Below are 17,983 nucleotides of genomic sequence, written 5' to 3' on the forward strand. Positions count from 1 at the left end.
GCCCTTAATGGCGGCATTCGCCTCAGCGCGAAAGGCTCGCCGCGCCGCGCCGGGGAGATATCCACGACGGGTCCAGAACGGCGGCGACGATCGCCTCGACCTCGGCCCGCGCGGCCTCCAAACCCCGGCCGGTGTCGATGACGAAATCGGCGCGGGCGCGCTTTTCGGCGTCCGGCATCTGGCGCGCCAGGATGGCGTCGAACCGTTCGCGGGTCATGCCGGGACGGGCCAGGACGCGCTCCGCCTGGATCGCCGGATCGGCGGTGACCACGACAACGGCGTCGACGGCCTTGTCTCCACCCGTCTCGAACAGCAGGGGGATGTCCAGAACCGCCAGTTTCACACCCGCCGTGCGCGCCGCCTCAAGATCCGCCGCGCGACCCTGGGCGACCAGGGGGTGCACGATGGCTTCCAGATGTCGAAAGGCGGTGTCGTCTTTCCCAAGCACCTCCGCCAGACGCGTGCGATCGACCGCGCCGTCCACCACGACGCCGGGAAAGGCTTCGCCCACCGGACCAACCGCCGCACCGCCAGGCGCATAGAGGCGGTGAACCGCATCGTCGGCGTTCCAGACGACCGCCCCCAAATCGGCGAACATGGCCGTCGTCGTCGACTTGCCCATGCCGATGGAGCCGGTGAGACCGAGCAGGATCATGCCGCCTCGCCCAGATGGGTCATCAACAGGGCGCGAAGATCGAGAGGCGGCGGCGGACGGCGGAACAGGGCTTCGAACGACGGCGCCGCCTGGCCGATCAGCATGGCCAATCCATCCACCGTCGGCAGGCCGCGTTCGCGCGCCGCCGTCAGGAAGGGCGTGGCCAACGGCTTGTAGGTCATATCCATCACCACCGTGCCGGGCGCGATCCGGTCGAAGTCGATGCTGGGCGCAACGCTCAGCGCGTTGATAACCAAGGCTGCGCCGTCAAAAGCGTCGTCGGCTGCCATGACCCGAACCGACGGCCCGAGATCAACGGCCAGGGCCTGGGCGCGTTCGGGCGAACGGTTGACGATGCGAACCTCGGCGCCCGCCTCGACCAGGGCGCCGGACCCGGCGCGCGCCGCGCCGCCGGCGCCCAGCACCACTACAGGCCGCCCCGCCACGTCCAGGTCCGGCGCCTGTTCCTTCAGGCCACGCATCAGCCCGATCCCGTCGGAACTGTCGGCCAGCACCCGCCCGTTTTCGAACTGCAGGATATTGGCCGAGGACGTCAGCCGTGCGGCCGCCGTCGCCTGATCCGCCAGGGCGAAGGACTGTTCCTTGAATGGGGCGGTGACGTTCAGCCCCATGATCAGGCCCGCGCGTCCCGCTGCGACCAGGGCCTCAAATCCGGCCGCATCGACAGGGGCGAAGGGGACATAGACGCCGTCGATCCCGCTTGCCGCCAGCCAGGCGTTGTGGATGACCGGACTGAGCGAATGGGCGACCGGATTTCCGGCGATCCCGGCGACCATGGCGGCCCCGGTGATGCGGTGGGTGCTCATGCCGCGATCACCCCCGCCCGACGCAACTCTTTCAACACCGGCCAGAGCGGCAGACCCAGCACCGTGAAATAGTCGCCGTCCACCGCTTCGAACAGCTGCGAGCCTAGCCCCTCAAGCCGGTAGGAACCGACGCAGGACAGCAGGGCCTCGCCCTCGGCCGCCAGATAAGCGTCGAGGAAGGCGTCCGAGAAATTGCGCATCCGCATCTGAACCGTATCGACGCCGGACCAGACGATCTGGCCCTTGGTCGCCAGCGCTGCGCCGGAGTGCAGTTGGTGCGACTTGCCGCGCATCGCTTTCAGCCGCTCGCGCGCCGCGTCAAGCGACTTGGCCTTGGAGACCAGGCCGCCGTCAAAGGCCAGGGTCTGATCCGAGCCCAGCACCCAGGCGGTCTCATCGGCGCGTGAAACGGCCAGGGCCTTGGCTTCCGCGAGACGAACGGCGAGGGCCGCGGCGTCCAGATCGGTCGAGACGGCCTTGATCGCGTCCTCGTCCACATCGGCGACGCGCACCTCAAAGGCGACGCCGGCGTTTTCCAGCATGGCGCGGCGGGCCGCGCTCTTGGACGCCAGGATGAGAGTGCCGCGCTCAAGCAGCGCGGAGGGCGATACCGAAACAGCGGCGCTCATCACCAGGTCGTCCCGATCTTGTGGTTGCGGTGCTCGCTCAGAAGATTGGTGATCGCCGCCGCCGTTTCTTCCACCGAGCGGCGCGTCACGTCGATGGTCGGCCAGCCACGCCGTTCAAAGGCCCGCCGGGCCTTGATCGTCTCGTCACGCACGGCGTCTTGGTCCGTATAGTTCGACGACTGGCTGGCGTTCAAATTGTCGATGCGGTTGCGCCGGATCTGAACCAGCCGATCGGGCGACACGGTCAGGCCGATCACCAGGGGGTTCTTTAGCTTGGTCAGCCGCTCGCCGTCCTCCTGGCCCGGCACCAGGGGCACGTTGGCCGCCCGGATGCCGCGGTGGGCCAGATAGATGCAGGTGGGGGTCTTGGATGTCCGGCTGACCCCGCACAGAACGACGTCGGCGCCCTCCAGCTGATCCAGCGAACCCTGGCCGTCATCATAGGCCATGGCGAAGTCCAGCGCCGCGATCCGGTTGAAATAGTCGTGGTCCAGCGCGTGCTGGGCGCCGACGCGGGTGGACAGGGCCGCGCCGAGATAGCGCGACATGGCGCCGACCAAGGGATCCAGCGCGCCGATCTGGGGCATGTCCAGGCGACGACAGCCCTCTTCCAGCTGCTCGCGCAGATCGCGGTCGACCAGGGTGTGGAGAACGACGCCCGGCGCGGATTCTACTTCCTGCAGCACCCGCTCCATCTGCTTTGGCGATCGCACCAGGGAATAGATGTGCTCAATCGGAATAACGCCGTCGAAACGCGCGGTCACCGCCTTGGCCATGGCGTTCAAGGTCTCGCCGGTAGAGTCCGACACCAGGTGAACGTGGAAATAGGTGGCCAGACGGGCCGGTCCCGAGGGTCTCGCAGGGCTCATGAGACTGTCTGTCTCCCTGTTGAAAGTTGGGGGACGGCGTTGGACCGTCGGGGCGCCGTTTTTCTTAGCCGCTGATCGATCCGCCCGCGAGCGGGGATGATGGTGGATCGCATTGGGCGTCCGCCGCCGGATCATCCCAAGGCGGAAAACCGAATTTCCAACCGCTGTGGAAAATCCTAATGAAAGGTTAACGGTGCTTAACCGCGTTCACAGCCGCAAGCCCCCGCAAACCCTTGCCCGTTAAGGTTTCATTAGGGATTGTCCACCGGCGGGATCAGTCGTTTCGACATCCCCGTTAAGGATACGCCAGGCGTGGATATCCGCTTTTGTTCCGCCGCCGCAGATCGAGTCATCCCCGCCATTCCACCGCCCTACCTGCCACTTCGAATCTTTTAATTCTTAATCTGATTAGGGATTGAGAGCGGGGGGCTGTGACCTTAATCCTCCGGCATGACCGATCAGACCCAGACTGCCGATCCGACACCCCTGGTGCTCCGGGCTCTCCGCGGGGAGACGTTGGCGCGTCCGCCGGTGTGGTTCATGCGCCAGGCTGGTCGGTATCTGCCGGAGTATCGCAAGCTGAGGGCCGAGGCGCCCGACTTCATCGCCTTCTGTCTGAACGCCGAAATGGCCGCCGAGGCGACGCTTCAGCCCATGCGCCGGTTCGGCTTCGATGCGGCGATCGTCTTCGCCGATATCCTGCTGATCCCGCGCGCCTTGGGCCAGGACGTCTGGTTCGAAACGGGGGAGGGGCCGCGTCTGGGCGAAATGCCGATCCCGGGTCGGATGGCCGAACTGGCCCCGGCGGCGGGCGAGCATCTGTCGGCGGTGGGCGAGACCCTGTCGATCGTGCGCGCGGCCTTGGAGCCGGAACGCGCCCTGATCGGCTTCGCCGGCGCGCCCTGGACCGTGGCGACCTATATGCTGGACGGCCAGGCGCGCACCATAGGCAAGGGCGAGCGCGCCCAAGCCCGCACCTACGCCTATGCCGATCCCGAGCGCGTCGATGAGACGCTGGAGGTTCTGGTCGAGGCCACGGCTCGATATCTGAAGATGCAGGCCGACGCCGGCGCCCAGGTTCTGAAGATCTTCGAGAGCTGGGCCGAGGGCTTGCCGGACGACCTGTTCGAAAGACTGGTCCTGAAGCCCCACCAGGCGCTGGTGAAGCGCACGCGGGAGCTTGGGGTCACCGTGCCCCTCATCGGCTTCCCACGGGGCTCTGCGGCGCTTGCAGAGCGGTATGCTGAAGAGGTCGAGGTCGACGCCGTCGCCCTCGACACCGCCTGTCCGCTCGAGGTCGGCAAACGGGTGCAGCAGATCAAGCCGATCCAGGGGGCGCTCGACCCGCTTTTGCTGCGTGCCGGCGGCGATCTGCTGGACCGACGCGTCGACCAACTGATGGAGGCCTGGGGGCAGGGGCCCTGGCTGTTCAACCTGGGCCACGGCATCCTGCCGGACGTGCCGATCGACCATGTCGAACAGGTTCTGAGACGGATCGGCGCCCAATGAGCGAAGCGACCCCCGGCCGCCGCATTGCGGTGGTGCTGTTCAATCTGGGCGGGCCGGACGATCAGGCGTCGGTCAAGCCGTTCCTGTTCAACCTGTTCAACGATCCGGCCATCATCGGCCTTCCGGGGATCTTCCGCACGCCTCTGGCCAAGCTGATCTCAAACCGGCGCGAAACCAGCGCCCAAGCCAACTACGCCCTGATGGGCGGGGGATCGCCGCTGCTGCCCGAAACCCGTCGTCAGGCCGAGGCCTTGCAGGCGGTGCTGGGCGCGCGGCTGGGCGGCGATGAGGTCAAGGTCTTCATCGCCATGCGCTACTGGCATCCGTTGACCGAGGAGACTGCGGCCGAGGTCGCCGCCTTCGGACCCGACGAGGTCGTCCTGCTGCCGCTCTATCCGCAGTTTTCGACCACGACGACGGAATCCTCGCTGAAGGCCTGGAACGCCGCCTATGCCGGGCCCGGCGTCAGTCGCGCCGTCTGCTGCTATCCGGCCGCCACCGGCTGGGTTGAGGCCCAGGTCCAGGCGATCGGCGAGAAGCTGGACGAGGCGGTGGGCCAGCCGGTGCGGGTGCTGTTCTCCGCCCACGGCATCCCCGAGAAGCTGGTGACCGGCAAGGGCGATCCCTATCAGGAGCAGATCGAGACGACAGTCGCCGCCGTGGTCGTCGCCATCGAGGCCCGGCGCGGGCCGATCGACCACGCCATCTGCTACCAGAGCCGGGTCGGGCCGATGAAATGGCTGGGGCCGTCGACGCCGGAAGCCATTGAAGCTGCGGCCAAGGACGGCGTTGGGGTTGTCGTCACGCCCATCGCCTTTGTCTCGGAGCATATCGAGACCCTGGTCGAGCTGGATATCGAATATGGCGAACTGGCCCACGAAAAAGGGGCCAGTCCCTATTTGCGGGCGCCGGCGGTCGGGATCGAGCCGCTGTTCATAGACGCCTTGGCCGATGCGGCCGTGGGCGCGCTATCCCAGGCGGGCGTCGCGCCGTTCGGCCAGGGGTGCAAGGCGGACTGGAAGGCCTGTCCGCATCGCAAGGCAAGGCAGGCGGCATGAACACCTACGATCTCGCACGTGGACTGCACATTCTGGCGGTGATCGCCTGGATGGCAGGGCTGCTGTTCCTGCCCCGGCTCTACGCCTATGACGCTGAGCAGAACGCCAAGCCCGAACCGCTGAAAAGCGAGATGCAGGGCCTGCTGCGCCTGTGGCAGACGCGGCTGCTGCGCATCATCCTGAACCCGGCGATGATCCTGGCCTGGGTCTTCGGTCTGTGGCTGATCCACATCGACGTCTCGGCGCGCGGCGCGGCGTTTCTGGGCGAGCCTTGGATGATCGCCAAGCTGGCGGGTGTTTTACTGCTCAGCGGCTGGCACGGCTTCCTGGCGGCCCAAAGGAAGAAGATCGCGGCCGGCACGTCCAAATATTCGGGCAAGTTCTGGCGGATGACGAACGAAATTCCCTTTGTTCTGGCCATCGTCATGGTGCTGTCGGTGACGACGGAGTGGACGTTCCGTTAAGCGGCTCCGCTTGACCTGACCCGCCGCGTGTGGTTCCGCTGGCGGCGAACCGTTTGGCGTCCTGCGCCGGCGGTCCCTCTCTTTCGTGACGCCTGCAGGCCTTGGAGCCAGCGGGAGCCCGTCGCACCTCCCTTCGGCCTTCCGGCCAGACATTTTCAGAGACCCGCGCCGCAGCCTTCTGGCCGCGTGCGCCCGCGAGCCTGCATCATGACCGACGTCCGCGACACCCATCCCGACACCCCCGAGAACGAAGGCGTGGAGGTCGAAGCCCCCACCCATCACGGCGCAGCGCACGAAGCCGGCGAGGCGGCGGGCGCCGATTCCGGCGTGGACACGACAGCGGACGATGAAGAGGACGGCGAGCCCGTCGTCGCCAACGGCCGCATCACGCTGGCCGAACTGAACGAGAAGACCCCGGCCGACCTAGTCGCCTTCGCCGAACAGCTGGAGGTCGAGAACGCCTCGAACCTGCGCAAACAGGATCTGCTGTTCGCCATCCTGAAGGCCCTGGCCGACGAAGAAGTCGAGATCATCGCCGACGGCGTGCTGGAAATCCTGCCGGACGGGTTCGGCTTCCTGCGCAGCTCAGACGCCAACTATCTGCCGGGGCCGGACGACGTCTATGTCTCGCCGTCGCAGATCCGCCGCTTCGGCCTGCGCTCGGGCGATACCGTCCATGGGGCCGTGCGGGCGCCGCGCGAAGGCGAACGCTACTTCGCCCTGCTCAAGGTCGACACGATCAATCTGGAAGACCCCGAAGCGGTCAAGACCAAGGTCCTGTTCGACAACCTGACGCCGCTCTATCCCGAAGAGCGACTGCACATGGAGATCCAGGATCCGACGCTGAAGGATCGCTCGGGCAGGGTCATCGATATCGTCGCGCCGCTGGGCAAGGGCCAACGCTGCCTGATCGTGGCGCCGCCGCGCGTGGGTAAGACGGTGATGTTGCAGAACATCGCCAAGTCGATCGAGCGGAACCACCCGGAAGTCTTCCTGATCGTCCTGCTGATCGACGAACGCCCTGAAGAAGTGACGGACATGCAGCGCACGGTGAAGGGCGAGGTCGTCGCCTCCACCTTCGACGAGCCGGCCACCCGCCACGTCGCGGTCGCCGAAATGGTGATCGAAAAGGCCAAGCGTCTGGTCGAGCACAAGAAGGACGTGGTGATCCTGCTGGACTCCATCACGCGTCTGGGCCGCGCTTACAACGCCACCGTCCCCTCGTCGGGCAAGGTGCTGACCGGCGGCGTCGACGCCAACGCCCTGCAGCGGCCCAAGCGCTTCTTCGGCGCCGCGCGTAACGTGGAGCAGGGCGGTTCGTTGACCATCATCGCCACGGCCCTGATCGACACCGGCAGCCGTATGGACGAGGTGATCTTCGAAGAGTTCAAAGGCACCGGCAACTCGGAAATCGTGCTGGACCGTAAGGTCGCGGACAAGCGCATCTTCCCCGCCATCGACGTGCTGAAGTCGGGCACCCGCAAGGAAGACCTGATCACGCCGAAGGATCAGCTGGCCAAGACCTATGTCCTGCGCCGCATCCTGAACCCGATGGGTCCGCAGGACGCGATCGAGTTCCTGCTCGACAAACTGCGCCAGTCGAAGAACAACTCTGACTTCTTCCAGTCGATGAACACCTGATCCGTCATCCTCAAGCAACCACGCGCCGCGCGCGTGGCGTTAGGGTATAAATGGCGTTTCACGTGAAACAGGAGACCGCGCGATGAAGGTCAATGTGGAAGTCGAGTGCACACCGGCCGAGGCGCGCGCCTTTCTCGGCCTGCCGGACGTGACACCGCTGAACGACGCCATGGTCGCGGAGATGCAGAAGCGGATGGAGGCAAATGTCGCCGCCATGCAGCCTGAGGAACTCATGAAGACCTGGACCAGCTTCGGCCTTCAGGCTCAGGACCAATTCCGTCGCGTGATGGAAGCGGCGGTCAAGTGAGCACGCTTTCGCTTCGGAGCCCCTCGGTCTGAGTTGATGATCGACACCATTTTCGCCTTGGCGACGCCGCCCGGCCGAGGCGCCATTGCGGTTCTCCGTTTGTCGGGACCCGGCGTCGAGGCCGCCTTGACGGCGCTTGGCGCAACCCGTGTGAAACCGCGCATAGCGTCGGTGCGCAATCTCAGCCATGCCGGCGGTCACATCGATCAAGCTTTGATCCTGCGTTTCGTGGCGCCCAACAGCTACACGGGCGAGGACGCCGCCGAACTGCATCTGCATGGCGGTCGTGCGGTCGTTGACGCCGCCAGCCGCGCCTTGATCGCGTTGGGCTTGCGCCCGGCAGACCCCGGCGAGTTCACGCGCCGCGCATTTCAGAACGGCCGCATGGATCTGGCGCAGGCCGAGGCGGTCGCCGATCTGATCGATGCGGAAACCAGCGCCCAGGCCAAACAGGCCTTGGGGCAGTTGGACGGCAAGCTCAGCGAGACCTATGCTGGTTTTCGTCGTGACCTTCTCCACGCCTTGGCCCTGGTCGAGGCCGAGATCGATTTTCCCGATGAAGAGGTGCCGGACAATCTGGCCCGTACAGCGGGGCCAGTGCTGGACCGACTCGGCGCTGACCTGCGACGCGCCGTCGATACGGGGCGGCGTGGCGAACGGGTGAGGGACGGCTATCGCATCGTCCTGATAGGAGAGACGAACGCCGGCAAGTCGTCGCTGTTCAATGCGCTGGTTGCGCGTGAAGCGGCCATCGTGACGCCGATCGCGGGCACCACGCGGGATGTGCTGGACGCCGATCTGGTGATCGGCGGCTATGCCGTGACCTTGTCGGATACGGCCGGCTTAAGAGACAGCGATGACTTGGTCGAGGCCGAGGGCGTACGGCGGGCTCGGTTGCGCGCCCAGCAAGCCGACTTGCGCCTTTGGGTCCGCGCGCCTGGCGACCCGGACGGGGTGGCTGCGGTCTACGTCGAGGATAGCGATCTGATCGTGGCGACCAAGTCCGACCTTGGCGCCCGGTCTGGGGGGGAAGATGGTCTTGAGACTTTAGCGGTCAGCACCGCGACCGGAGAGGGCCTGATCGAGCTTCGGGACTGGATTGCCGCCCGTCTTGCGAGAGATCTTTCCGGCGCCGACTTCCCTGCCGTGACGCAAGAGCGGCATCGGCTGCGTTTGCTTGAGGCGCTGGAAAGCGTCGAAGCGGCGCGCGTCGCGCTAGATGTGGCGCCGGAAATGGCTGGAGACGATCTGAGACGGGCTGCCGACGCTCTGGCGCGCGTGACAGGTGCGATCGGTGTTGAGGACATTCTGGGCGAAGTCTTTTCGACCTTCTGCATCGGAAAGTAGGTCTAGCCATACCAGCGTTTCACGTGAAACAGATGCGCGTCACAGTGTGATGCGCTAGGCGTGCCTCTGGTGATCACCCCCATTTTGCCCTATGTGGCGGCGATGATTTCTACCCCCGAACTCCTATTCGACGTCGTCGTCATCGGCGGCGGCCACGCCGGCTGTGAAGCGGCGGCGGCGTCCGCGCGGGCGGGCGCCCGCACGGTTCTTCTGACCCAGAACCTGGAGACGATCGGCGAGATGTCGTGCAACCCGGCCATCGGGGGGCTGGGGAAGGGCCATCTGGTCCGCGAGATCGACGCCATGGACGGCGTCATGGGACGGCTGGCCGATGTGTCCGGCATCCAATTCCGCCTTCTGAACCGATCCAAGGGCGCCGCCGTTCGGGGCCCACGCAGCCAGATCGACCGCCGCCTCTATCGCGAGGCCATGCAGGCCGAACTCCAGGCGACGCCCAATCTGACCCTGATGGCGGGGACGGCCGAGCGGCTTATTCTCGAGGGCAGCCGTGTAGTCGGTGTCGTGACCGGCGCGGGAGAGACGGTTCGCGCCGGGGCGGTCGTCCTGACGACCGGCACCTTCCTCAATGGTGTCATTCATCGCGGCGACGAACGCATTCCGGCGGGTCGGCATGGCGAGGAGCCCTCGACGGGTCTGGCCGCCGATCTTCATGCCGCCGACCTTATGATGGGACGTCTGAAGACAGGTACGCCCGCACGCTTGGACGGCCGGACGATCACCTGGGACCGTCTGGAAATGCAGCAGGCGGACGAGGTGCCGTCCGCCTTTTCCTTCCTGACCGACCGGATCGACGTGCCCCAGATCGCCTGCGGCGTGACCCACACGACTGAAGAGACCCATCGGATCATCGCAGAGAATCTCGGTGAGAGCGCCGTCTATGGCGGCAAGCTTTTGGGAAGGGGGCCGCGGTACTGTCCGTCGATTGAAGACAAGGTCGTTCGGTTTGCCGACAAGACCAGCCATCAGATCTTCTTGGAACCGGAAGGTTTGGACGATCCAACGGTTTATCCGAATGGGATTTCGACCTCGGTATCGGAGCCGACGCAACTCGCCTTCCTGCGTACCATTCCCGGCTTGGAAGCGGTTGAGGTTTTCCGGTACGGCTACGCCATCGAATACGACTACGTCGATCCGCGCGAGCTGACGGCGGCGCTAGAGGCCAAGAAGCGTCCCGGACTGTATTTGGCCGGACAGATCAACGGCACGACCGGTTATGAGGAGGCTGCGGCTCAGGGGCTGATGGCGGGGCTGAACGCCGCGCGGTCAGCAGCCCGGCAGGAGCCGGTGATCCTGGGGCGTGATCAGGCCTATATCGGCGTCATGATCGACGACCTGGTGACGCGGGGCGTCACCGAACCATACCGGATGTTCACCAGCCGGGCGGAATATCGGCTGACGTTGCGGGCCGACAATGCCGACCTTCGGCTCACACACCTTGCGATCAAACTGGGCATCGTCGGCGATGAGCGGCGTATTCGGTTTGAAGCCAAAGCCTCGGCGCTTGCGGCAGCGAGTGCTGTTTCACGTGAAACACTGTTCACGCCCAACGAGGCTGGCGCGCTCGGCATTTCGGTCAATGCTGACGGTCGGCGACGGTCGATGCGCGAACTGCTCGCCTTCCCCGATGTGACTTTGGATCAATTCGTTTCGGCCGTGCCCGTTATCGGCGACTGGACCGATGATGTTCGCGAGCAGATTCAAATCGACGCTGCCTACGCCAACTATCTGGATCGTCAGTCGCAGGATGCGGATGCGCTGAAGGCGGAGGAGGGGCTGATGCTCCCGACCGATCTCGACTACGGCGCCGTTGGCGGCTTGTCGAACGAGGTGAGGGAAAAGCTGGCGCGCGTCCAACCGCGCACCTTGGGCCAGGCTGGCCGGATCGAGGGCATGACACCTGGCGCTTTGACGGCGCTCTTGGCCTATGTGAAGCGCGCGCCCAAGGCGTCGGTCGCAGCTTGATGTTGGAGGCAGAGCAAGAGGCGTTCCGCGCACGCGCCAATGCATCTGCGGAACAGATCGCCGACCTCGAGGCCTTTCGGTTGCGGTTGGTCGAGGCCAATGCGGTGATGAATCTGGTCGGTCCGGACAGTCTGCCGGACTTCTGGAACCGCCACGTCTGGGACAGCGCGCAACTGCTTGACCTGGCGCCGGACGCGAAGACCTGGGCGGACCTGGGGGCAGGAGCTGGCTTTCCCGGACTGGTCCTTTCCATCATGCTGAAGGGGCGGGGCGGGGCGCATGTCTGGTTGATCGACAGCCTGGCCAAGCGCTGCCGGTTTCTTCAAGAGGTGGTGGATGCGCTGTCCTTGCCGGCGACGGTCATCGTCGGTCGGGCTGAGGCGCAGTCTGTGACGTGTGACATCGTCACCGCCCGCGCCGTCGCGCCGATGGAGAAACTGCTGGGTTATGCACAGCCCTACTTCCAAAGAGGTGCACAAGGTCTGTTCCTGAAGGGGGAACGTGCCGAATCCGAGTTGATCGAAGCGCGCAAATCCTGGCATTTCGAGGCTGAACTGGCCCCGTCGCAAAGCGACGTGCGCGGCCGCATCGTGACAATCCGGAGCCTCCGCCGTGCCCGCTCAACGCGCTAGAAAGCCCGCCCGCGTCCTCGCCGTGTCCAACCAGAAGGGCGGGGTCGGCAAGACGACGACAGCCATCAACCTCGGCACCGCCCTGGCCGCCATTGGCGAACGCGTGCTGATCGTGGATATGGATCCACAGGGCAATGCCTCGACGGGCCTGGGTGTTCCACGTGAAACACGGCGCGTCACCATTTATGATGTCGTGGTAGATCAGCGCTCGATCGCCGATGCATCGGTCCAGACGACGGTGCCGGGTCTTTGGATCGTGCCGGCTGACGCCGATATGTCGGGTGTGGAAATCGAACTCAGCCAGGCGGATCGCCGATCCTATCGGCTGCGCGACGCACTGCGTGCCCACGACGATGGCCCTACTGCGTATGACTATGTGCTGATCGACTGCCCGCCGTCGCTAAACCTGCTGACGCTGAATGCAATGGCGGCGGCGGACGCGGTGCTGGTGCCGCTGCAATGCGAGTTCTTCGCTCTGGAAGGCCTGAGCCAGCTGATGCGCACCATCGATATGGTCAAGCACAGCCTCAACCCGTCGTTGGAAATCCAGGGCCTAGTCCTGACCATGTTCGATCGTCGTAGCGCCCTGTCGGGACAGGTGGCGAACGACGTGCGCGCCCACTTCGGCGACAAGGTCTATGAGAGCGTGATCCCGCGTAACGTCCGGGTCGCCGAGGCGCCGTCTTTCGGCAAGCCCGCGCTGATCTATGATCTGAAGTGCGCCGGCAGCCAGGCCTATCTGCGGCTGGCCAAGGAAGTGGTGAAGCGCGAACGACAGCGGCTGAAGCTGGCCGCCTGAGTTTTAATAGAACGGAACAGTATCTTGGCTGAACGACAAAGAGGTCTGGGCCGCGGCCTGTCGGCGCTGATGGGGCAGGACGCCGAGGCGCCGGTCGCATCTGACGCCCCCGCGCCCGCCGGCGTGCAACGCGTGCCGATCGAAAGCCTGAAGCCCAATCCGGACCAGCCGCGCAAGACCTTCCGCCAGGAGGATCTGGAGGAGCTGACCGCCTCGATCCGCGATAAGGGGGTGTTGCAGCCGATCCTGGTGCGGACCCAACCGGGCGAGGACGGCGTCTGGCAAATCATCGCCGGCGAACGCCGCTGGCGCGCGTCACAGGCGGCGCGCCTGACCGAAGTGCCGATCGTGGTCCACGAGATGGACGACGTCGAGGTGTTCGAAGTCGCGATCGTCGAGAACGTCCAGCGCGCAGACCTGAATCCTCTGGAAGAGGCCGAGGCGTACCGCGTCCTGATGGATCGCTTCGGACGGACGCAGGATGCGGTGGCGGGCGTGGTCGGCAAGAGCCGCAGCCATGTGGCCAACACCATGCGCCTGCTGCAACTGCCCGAGCGGGTGCTGTTCTATGTGCGCGAAGGCAAGCTGTCCGCGGGTCACGCCCGCGCGCTGATCAATACGCCCGATCCAGGCCAGTTGGCGGACATCGCCTTCGTGGACGGTCTCAGCGTTCGTGAGACAGAGGCCCTGGCGCGCCGTGCGGTCGAGGGGCCGAAGCCGACGAAGACCAAGTCGGCGTCGGCGGCCGTCGGCGGGGAAGGAGCGGCCGATGTCGCCGCCTTGCAGCAGGATCTGGCCGATGCGCTGGGCCTGAAGGTCCAGCTGTCGGACAAGGGCGGGAAGGGCGAACTGACGATCGGCTACGGCTCGCTGGAGCAGCTCGACGATCTGTGCCGCCGTTTGATGCGCGGTTGAGCGGCGGACTGTGCTAGGGTGCCGATATGACTGAAGACACGACACCCACTGCCGCCGACAAGCTGAAACAGGCGCTCGCCGCCAAGAAGGCCAAGGCGGGTCATGGATTCAACGCCCAACCGGGCGCCAAGGCCGAAGAGAAGGCTGTGTCGGCGCGCAACGTCGCCATGGCCCAGCCCGCCTTCCGCAAGGCGTCCAAGCGCGGCTAGGGCTAAAGCCCCAGGCGTCTGGCGCGACCTGCGATTTCCAGCAGCAGGCGTTCTGCGATCAGTTGGTCCGGCATTCCGGTCGTCTTGGTGGCGACATCGGCCGTGTTGATACTGTCCAGGACCTCGTCCAGGGCTTCGAGCCGCCAGGACCGCGCCTGACGCAGCATTTCCGCCTCCTGTTTCCAGAAGACGCCGGCGGCCTTGGCGGCCTCCTTCGAGTTTGCGCCGTTGGCCTGCAAGATATTGATCCGGCGTAGCTTTCCGAGATGGATCGCCGCAGAGCGAACGGCGAGCACCGACGATTCGCCCTCGGCGAAGGCGCGCCTGAGCCCCGCCTGCGCCGGGCCGGGACGCGCGCCGAAGGCCTGAAGCGCCGCATCCGACAGGGAGGCGTCCGGCTCCACGCCGAGATGATGCTCCAGCGCGTCCATATCCAGCGTCTTGCCGGAGCCGGGGCCGATGAACAGGGCCAGCCGCTCGATCTCTTGCCGCATCAAGCCCCGCTCGCGCGGCAAGCGCGCGACGAAACGGTCCAGGGCGTCGGACGTCAGGCCCACCTTGTCGGCGGCCAGGGCCTCTCGGACCATGCGGGCGACATCGCCAGTCTCGTCCTCGTAGCAGACAATGCCGACCGCGCCGTTCTCCTTCTCGGCCGCCTTTCTGAGCGCGGACTCGCGGCCCAGCTGGTCGGCCTCGACCACCATCATGGCGTCGGGATTGTAGCCGCCGTCGGCGTGGATTTTCAGCGCGGCGGCGACGGCCTTATCCACGCCAGGCTTCACCGCCGACAGACGGATGCGCACCAGACGGCGGCCGCCCATTAGCGACATGGCCGTCAGCGCTTCTTCCAGCTTCGTTTCGTCGCCATCGATGTCGCTGTCGGTCAGGACGGTGACGTTGAAGGGGTCGTTCAGGTCGGGCGTGACCGTCTTGCACAACACCTCAGCCCGCTCGGCGACGCCGGACCGGTCCTTGCCGTGGATCACCGCCGCCCGGATCGCCGGATCGGGCGCCTTCAGGAAGCGATCGATCTCGGGGCGTTTGGCCAGGATCACGGGTTCGACAGCGCCTGCATCAGATCCAGTCGGATCAGGCGAGCCAGTTCGGCTGCGGCGCGCTCCTCGCCGTCCTGCTGGGCGGCGATGGCGGCATAGGGCTGGTCTGCCGTGGCGTAGGTCGTGGTTACGGTTTCCGTGCCGCTGACAGGCATTCCGCCGGCAGCCGGGGTCAGGGTCCATGTCGCCTTGACCGTGAGTTCATAGCGGGTGGCGGTGTCGTCGATGCGGCGACCCAGCGAGCGGCGGTTCTGCTGGACCTCTGTCGTCAGGCGATACAGCGGCGTCGCGCCGCGATCCCAGGCCAGGACGTCTTCCAGCTGCTCGCGCAAGCGATAGCCCAGGCGGTCGTCCTGGGTCGTGACGGCGATCCGGCGCAGGGACGACCCCACGGCCGGCTCGGCGTACATGGGCGTGAAGCCGCAGGCGGAAACCGCCAGAGACGCGAGTAACGCGAGAGCCGCCGCAATACGCATCAGCCGGCCACCAGATTGACGATGCGGTCCTTGACCACGACGATCTTCTTCACGCTCAGACCCTCCAGCCGCGCCTTGACCGTTTCGTCGGCCAGAACCAGGCCTTCGACCTCCGACGGCTCCATGCCGCGCGGCACGCGGATTTCCGCGCGACGCTTGCCGTTGATCTGGATGGGCAGGACCACCTCGTCGTCGGCCGCGAGCGCAGCGTCCCACACGGGCCACGGCGCGTCCAGAACCATCCCGTCCTCACCCAGCCGCGTCCAGGCTTCTTCGGCCAGGTGCGGGGTGAAGGGGGCGATCAGGCGGGCCAGCGCCGACAGGGCCTGACGCTTGGCGTCGCCGCCGGCCTGGGCATTGTCGCGGATGGTGGCGACGAAGGCGTAGAGCTTGGCGATGGCCGAGTTGAAGCGGAAGCCTTCGACCCCTTCGGACACTGCCTTGATGGCCTTATGCGTCTCGCGCAGCAGCTCGGCGTTGGCCTTGTCCTCGCCCACGAAACCGGCATCGTAGGTGTCAAATAAGGTCCAGGCGCGCTGGACGAAGCGGCTGGCGCCCTCCACGCCGCCAGGGGTCCACTGCACGTCCCGCTCGGGCGGGCTGTCGGACAGGACGAACAGGCGACCGGCGTCCACGCCGTGGCTTTCTAGGATCTCGGCCGGCGCGACGACGTTCTTCTTGGACTTGGACATCTTTTCGATGTCGCCGATGACCAGGGTCTCGCCGGTCGACAGCTGGCGGGCCGAGCGGACGCCATTGTCGTTCTTGAGCTCGACGTCAGTCGGCTCGACCCAGGCGCCGTCGGCGCGGCGGTAGGTTTCGTGGACGACCATGCCTTGGGTGAACAGGCCGGCGAACGGCTCCTTCACCGACAGCATGCCGGCGTCAGAGAGGGCGCGGGTGATGAAGCGAGCGTACAGCAGGTGCAGGACCGCGTGCTCGACCCCGCCGATATATTGATCGACAGCCAGCCAGCGGTCGGCGGCGGCCTTGTCGATCGGCGCCTCGGCCGTCGGGTCCGTGAAGCGGGCGAAATACCAGCTGGAATCGACGAAGGTGTCGAGCGTGTCCGTTTCGCGCGTCGCGTCGGCGCCGCACGAGGGGCATTTGACGTGCTTCCAGGTTGCGTGACGCGCCAACGGGTTGCCGGGCACGTCGAAGGTGACATCATCAGGCAGGATGACCGGCAATTGATCGGCGGGAACCTCGACGACGCCGCAAGACGGACAGTGGATGATCGGGATCGGGCAACCCCAATACCGCTGGCGCGAAACACCCCAGTCACGAAGGCGATAGATGGTCTCGGCGCGGCCCTGGCCGGCGGCCTCGACCTTGGCGATCGCGGCGGCCTTGGCGGCCTCGACGTCCATGCCGTTCAGGAAGTCGGAGTTGAAGATTCGTCCGGGACCGACATAGGCCTCGGTTCCGATCTCGACCGTCTCGGCGTCGTCGGGTTTGACCACCGGCGTCACCGGCAGATCGTATTTGCGGGCGAAGTCGAGGTCGCGCTGGTCGTGGGCCGGGCAGCCGAAGATCGCGCCCGAGCCATAGGTCGACAGCACGAAGTTGGCGGCCCAGACGGGCAGGGTCTTGTCCGGATCGAAGGGATGGCGGACGCGAACGCCCAGATCCACGCCCAGCTTCTCGGCCTTTTCGATCTCGGCTTCGCTGGTGCCGGTCTGAGCACAGGCCTTGATGAAGTCCGCCACGTCCGGCCGATGTTCGGCGATGGCCTTAGCCAGGGGATGGTCGGGCGCCAAGGCCAGGAAGCTGGCGCCGAACAGGGTATCGGGGCGGGTGGTGTAGACCTCGATCGGATCGCGGGCGTGATTGGGTTCGCCCTCGGGGGAGGCGGGCAGGAAGGCCGGCGCCTCGACGATGTCCCACCACAGGGTCGCGCCCTTGGACTTGCCGATCCAGTTCTCTTGCATCAGCCGGACCTTTTCGGGCCAGCGGTCCAAGGTCTTCAGGCCGTCGATCAGGTCGTCGGCATAGTCGGTGATGCGCAGGAACCACTGGTTCAGCTTGCGCTTCTCCACCAGGGCGCCCGAGCGCCAGCCGCGTCCGTCGATCACCTGTTCGTTGGCCAGGACCGTGTTGTCGACCGGATCCCAGTTGACCACCGCATCCTTGCGATAGACCAGACCGCGCCGATACAGCTCCAGGAACCAAGCCTGCTGCTTGCCATAGTATTCCGGGTCGCAGGTGGCGAACTCGCGCGACCAGTCCAGCGACAGGCCCAGCAGCTTCAGCTGTTCGCGCATATTGGCGATGTTGGAATAGGTCCAGCCTTTCGGGTGGATACCGCGCTCCATGGCCGCGTTCTCGGCCGGCATGCCGAAGGCGTCCCAGCCCATCGGGTGGAGAACGTCGTACCCTTGCGCGCGTTTGGACCGCGCCACCACGTCGCCCATCACATAGTTGCGGGCGTGACCCATGTGGATGTTGCCCGACGGATAGGGGAACATCTCAAGCACATAATATTTCGGCCGGCCGGTGTCCTTCGTGACGAAGGCGGAAGCCTCGGCCCATCGGGCCTGCTGGCGGGGTTCGGCGGTCTTGGGTTCGTAACGGGCCACGGTCGTCCTGAAAGTCGAAAGGGCGCTGA

The 17,983-nt window shown here is 65.9% G+C and carries 18 protein-coding genes; 11 read left to right on the forward strand and 7 right to left on the reverse strand.

The genetic code is table 11. From position 1 onward, the window contains the following. Positions 1 to 22: 22 nt before the first annotated feature. From coaE to ABIC32_RS10225, 4 genes are read right to left on the reverse strand one after another with little or no spacing between them, the layout of a single operon-like run. Entirely contained in the window at positions 23 to 655 is a 633-nt protein-coding gene (gene coaE, locus ABIC32_RS10210) for a dephospho-CoA kinase (protein ID WP_354074078.1), read from the reverse strand. Then, complete coding sequence (locus tag ABIC32_RS10215) at positions 652 to 1,482, reverse strand: shikimate dehydrogenase family protein (RefSeq protein WP_354074079.1); 831 nt, start codon at positions 1,480 to 1,482, stop codon at positions 652 to 654. Before ABIC32_RS10215 ends, coaE begins: the two co-directional genes overlap by 4 nt. Next, positions 1,479 to 2,111, reverse strand: a complete 633-nt coding sequence (locus ABIC32_RS10220) for a Maf family protein (RefSeq protein WP_354074080.1) — start codon at positions 2,109 to 2,111, stop codon at positions 1,479 to 1,481. The genes ABIC32_RS10215 and ABIC32_RS10220 overlap by 4 nt, the downstream gene beginning before the upstream one ends. Beyond that, positions 2,111 to 2,980: a pyruvate, water dikinase regulatory protein gene (locus tag ABIC32_RS10225; protein ID WP_137720454.1), complete on the reverse strand. Its 870-nt coding sequence runs from the start codon at positions 2,978 to 2,980 to the stop codon at positions 2,111 to 2,113. Before ABIC32_RS10225 ends, ABIC32_RS10220 begins: the two co-directional genes overlap by 1 nt. A 450-nt stretch (positions 2,981 to 3,430) precedes the next feature. Here ABIC32_RS10225 and hemE point away from each other — a divergent pair, with 450 nt between their 5' ends. From hemE to ABIC32_RS10280, 11 genes are all read left to right on the forward strand, one after another. Next, a complete protein-coding gene (gene hemE / locus ABIC32_RS10230; protein WP_354074081.1) occupies positions 3,431 to 4,489 on the forward strand; it encodes a uroporphyrinogen decarboxylase in 1,059 nt (352 codons plus the stop codon). Then, positions 4,486 to 5,547: a ferrochelatase gene (gene hemH, locus ABIC32_RS10235; RefSeq protein ID WP_354074082.1), complete on the forward strand. Its 1,062-nt coding sequence runs from the start codon at positions 4,486 to 4,488 to the stop codon at positions 5,545 to 5,547. The genes hemE and hemH overlap by 4 nt, the downstream gene beginning before the upstream one ends. Then, the gene (locus ABIC32_RS10240) at positions 5,544 to 6,011 is read left to right on the forward strand and encodes a CopD family protein (protein WP_354074083.1); all 468 of its coding nucleotides are present in this window, start codon (positions 5,544 to 5,546) and stop codon (positions 6,009 to 6,011) included. Before hemH ends, ABIC32_RS10240 begins: the two co-directional genes overlap by 4 nt. Positions 6,012 to 6,218: 207 nt before the next feature. Then, a complete protein-coding gene (gene rho, locus ABIC32_RS10245; protein WP_354074084.1) occupies positions 6,219 to 7,652 on the forward strand; it encodes a transcription termination factor Rho in 1,434 nt (477 codons plus the stop codon). A gap of 82 nt (positions 7,653 to 7,734) precedes the next feature. Next, positions 7,735 to 7,959, forward strand: coding sequence for a DUF6489 family protein (locus tag ABIC32_RS10250; protein ID WP_354074085.1), 225 nt, complete (start codon positions 7,735 to 7,737; stop codon positions 7,957 to 7,959). A gap of 36 nt (positions 7,960 to 7,995) precedes the next feature. Then, positions 7,996 to 9,306, forward strand: coding sequence for a tRNA uridine-5-carboxymethylaminomethyl(34) synthesis GTPase MnmE (gene mnmE / locus ABIC32_RS10255; RefSeq protein WP_354074086.1), 1,311 nt, complete (start codon positions 7,996 to 7,998; stop codon positions 9,304 to 9,306). 102 nt (positions 9,307 to 9,408) lie between these two features. Then, entirely contained in the window at positions 9,409 to 11,289 is a 1,881-nt protein-coding gene (gene mnmG / locus ABIC32_RS10260) for a tRNA uridine-5-carboxymethylaminomethyl(34) synthesis enzyme MnmG (protein ID WP_354074132.1), read from the forward strand. After that, entirely contained in the window at positions 11,289 to 11,921 is a 633-nt protein-coding gene (gene rsmG, locus ABIC32_RS10265) for a 16S rRNA (guanine(527)-N(7))-methyltransferase RsmG (RefSeq protein WP_354074087.1), read from the forward strand. The genes mnmG and rsmG overlap by 1 nt, the downstream gene beginning before the upstream one ends. Continuing rightward, positions 11,902 to 12,720, forward strand: a complete 819-nt coding sequence (locus ABIC32_RS10270) for a ParA family protein (protein WP_039246649.1) — start codon at positions 11,902 to 11,904, stop codon at positions 12,718 to 12,720. The genes rsmG and ABIC32_RS10270 overlap by 20 nt, the downstream gene beginning before the upstream one ends. A gap of 24 nt (positions 12,721 to 12,744) precedes the next feature. After that, positions 12,745 to 13,635, forward strand: a complete 891-nt coding sequence (locus tag ABIC32_RS10275; RefSeq protein ID WP_354074088.1) for a ParB/RepB/Spo0J family partition protein — start codon at positions 12,745 to 12,747, stop codon at positions 13,633 to 13,635. 26 nt (positions 13,636 to 13,661) lie between these two features. Beyond that, complete coding sequence (locus ABIC32_RS10280) at positions 13,662 to 13,844, forward strand: hypothetical protein (protein WP_055755069.1); 183 nt, start codon at positions 13,662 to 13,664, stop codon at positions 13,842 to 13,844. 2 nt (positions 13,845 to 13,846) lie between these two features. Here the strand turns inward: ABIC32_RS10280 and holA are convergent, their stop codons facing one another. From holA to leuS, 3 genes are read right to left on the reverse strand one after another with little or no spacing between them, the layout of a single operon-like run. Further along, a complete protein-coding gene (gene holA / locus ABIC32_RS10285; RefSeq protein WP_354074089.1) occupies positions 13,847 to 14,899 on the reverse strand; it encodes a DNA polymerase III subunit delta in 1,053 nt (350 codons plus the stop codon). Beyond that, positions 14,896 to 15,375: an LPS assembly lipoprotein LptE gene (lptE, locus tag ABIC32_RS10290; protein WP_354074090.1), complete on the reverse strand. Its 480-nt coding sequence runs from the start codon at positions 15,373 to 15,375 to the stop codon at positions 14,896 to 14,898. The genes holA and lptE overlap by 4 nt, the downstream gene beginning before the upstream one ends. After that, positions 15,375 to 17,954, reverse strand: coding sequence for a leucine--tRNA ligase (gene leuS, locus ABIC32_RS10295; protein ID WP_354074091.1), 2,580 nt, complete (start codon positions 17,952 to 17,954; stop codon positions 15,375 to 15,377). The genes lptE and leuS overlap by 1 nt, the downstream gene beginning before the upstream one ends. Positions 17,955 to 17,983: the final 29 nt, after the last annotated feature.

The sequence above is a fragment of the Brevundimonas sp. 1080 genome (assembly GCF_040545985.1).
Taxonomy (GTDB): Bacteria; Pseudomonadota; Alphaproteobacteria; order Caulobacterales; family Caulobacteraceae; genus Brevundimonas.

Excerpts from the sequence above, each read along its gene's own strand:
- ABIC32_RS10225 (WP_137720454.1), bottom strand. The coding sequence starts at position 2,980 with ATGAGCCCTGCGAGACCCTCGGGACCGGCCCGTCTGGCCACCTATTTC.
- ABIC32_RS10215 (WP_354074079.1), bottom strand. The coding sequence starts at position 1,482 with ATGAGCACCCACCGCATCACCGGGGCCGCCATGGTCGCCGGGATCGCC.
- ABIC32_RS10240 (WP_354074083.1), top strand. The coding sequence starts at position 5,544 with ATGAACACCTACGATCTCGCACGTGGACTGCACATTCTGGCGGTGATC.
- lptE (WP_354074090.1), bottom strand. The coding sequence starts at position 15,375 with ATGCGTATTGCGGCGGCTCTCGCGTTACTCGCGTCTCTGGCGGTTTCC.
- ABIC32_RS10250 (WP_354074085.1), top strand. The coding sequence starts at position 7,735 with ATGAAGGTCAATGTGGAAGTCGAGTGCACACCGGCCGAGGCGCGCGCC.
- rsmG (WP_354074087.1), top strand. The coding sequence starts at position 11,289 with ATGTTGGAGGCAGAGCAAGAGGCGTTCCGCGCACGCGCCAATGCATCT.
- hemH (WP_354074082.1), top strand. The coding sequence starts at position 4,486 with ATGAGCGAAGCGACCCCCGGCCGCCGCATTGCGGTGGTGCTGTTCAAT.
- mnmE (WP_354074086.1), top strand. The coding sequence starts at position 7,996 with ATGATCGACACCATTTTCGCCTTGGCGACGCCGCCCGGCCGAGGCGCC.
- ABIC32_RS10280 (WP_055755069.1), top strand. The coding sequence starts at position 13,662 with ATGACTGAAGACACGACACCCACTGCCGCCGACAAGCTGAAACAGGCG.
- hemE (WP_354074081.1), top strand. The coding sequence starts at position 3,431 with ATGACCGATCAGACCCAGACTGCCGATCCGACACCCCTGGTGCTCCGG.
- coaE (WP_354074078.1), bottom strand. The coding sequence starts at position 655 with ATGATCCTGCTCGGTCTCACCGGCTCCATCGGCATGGGCAAGTCGACG.
- mnmG (WP_354074132.1), top strand. The coding sequence starts at position 9,409 with ATGATTTCTACCCCCGAACTCCTATTCGACGTCGTCGTCATCGGCGGC.
- ABIC32_RS10220 (WP_354074080.1), bottom strand. The coding sequence starts at position 2,111 with ATGAGCGCCGCTGTTTCGGTATCGCCCTCCGCGCTGCTTGAGCGCGGC.
- rho (WP_354074084.1), top strand. The coding sequence starts at position 6,219 with ATGACCGACGTCCGCGACACCCATCCCGACACCCCCGAGAACGAAGGC.